Source organism: Flavobacterium sp. P3_A6, assembly GCF_056403035.1.
Map to the genome: position 1 here is coordinate 1 of NZ_JBFUGG010000053.1, position 1431 is coordinate 1431.

Annotated in this window: 1 protein-coding gene; it reads left to right on the plus strand. The window is 39.1% G+C overall.

Features of this window, described 5'->3' with window-relative positions; genetic code table 11:
* A partial coding sequence (locus tag AC1DVP_RS21240; RefSeq protein WP_477185464.1) for an MBG domain-containing protein occupies positions 1 to 1431 on the plus strand: 1431 nt, incomplete at both ends.

The window sequence follows — 1431 nt, forward strand, 5'->3', positions numbered from 1 at the left end:
TACGGCTACTCGAAACTTTACAATTACACAGCCAGCGGCTATCAGTACGGCAACTGCTGCGCAAACAAACGTATCCTGTAACGGTGGATCTAACGGTTCCGCTTCGGTGACTCCTTCCGGAGGTGCTGGTGGATATACCTACTCATGGTCGCCTTCGGGTGGAACGGCTGCTACTGCAACCGGATTAAGTGCAGGAGCATATACCGTAACGGTAACCGATGCTAATTCTTGTACGGCTACTCGAAACTTTACAATTACACAGCCAACGGCAATTAATTTCACAACAACAGTTTTGTCTGGTTATGATTATAATACTGGATATAGTCAAACTATAGTAGCTTCAGGAGGAACAGGATCTAAAACGTATGCAGTTACAGCGGGAAGTTTGCCTTCTGGTTTTTCACTATCAACAGCTGGACAGATAACAGGTATTTCAACTCAAATTGCTGATAGTAATTTTACGGTTACCGCTACTGATGCTAATAGTTGTACTGCTACATATAATTATATCCTGAAATTAAATCAAATCCCAATTACAGTAACTGCAACACCTTCACAAACGAAAGTATATGGGGAGAGTGATCCTGTTTTAACTTATACATTATCACCAAGTTTGCTTTCTGGAGATTCATTTACAGGATCTTTAGCAAGAGTTAGTGGTGAAAATATTGGTAATTATGCTATTAATCAAGGTTCGCTTTCAGCTGGGCCTAAATATTTAATTACTTATGTTGGTGATACCTTTACTATTACCGCAAAACCAATTACAGTAACTGCAACTCCATCACAAGCGAAAGTTTACGGAACAACAGATCCTGTTTTTGCTTATACCGTTTCACCAGGGTTGGTAGGTAGTGATTCCTTTACAGGAGCTTTAACTAGAGTTGCTGGGGAAAATATAGGAACTTATGCTATTAACCAAGGAAGTTTGAGTGCCGGATCTAATTATACGATTAGTTACGCAAGTGCTAACTTTACTATTACTACCAAACCAATTACAGTAACGGCAACTCCATCACAAACGAAAGTTTATGGAACAACAGATCCTGTTTTTGCGTATATAGTTTCACCAAGTTTGATAAGTAGTGATGCTTTTACTGGAACTTTAACAAGAGTTGCCGGGGAAAATATTGGAAACTATGCTGTTAACCAAGGAAGTTTGACTGCCGGAACTAATTATACGATTACTTATGTTGGTGATACCTTTACTATTACCGCAAAACCAATTACAGTAACTGCAACTCCATCACAAACGAAAATTTACGGAACAACAGATCCTGTTTTTGCTTATACAGTTTCACCAGGATTGGTAGGTAGTGATTCCTTTACAGGAGCTTTAACTAGAGTTGCTGGGGAAAATATAGGAACTTATGCTATTAACCAAGGAAGTTTGAGTACCGGATCTAATTATACGATTAGTTACGTAGGTGC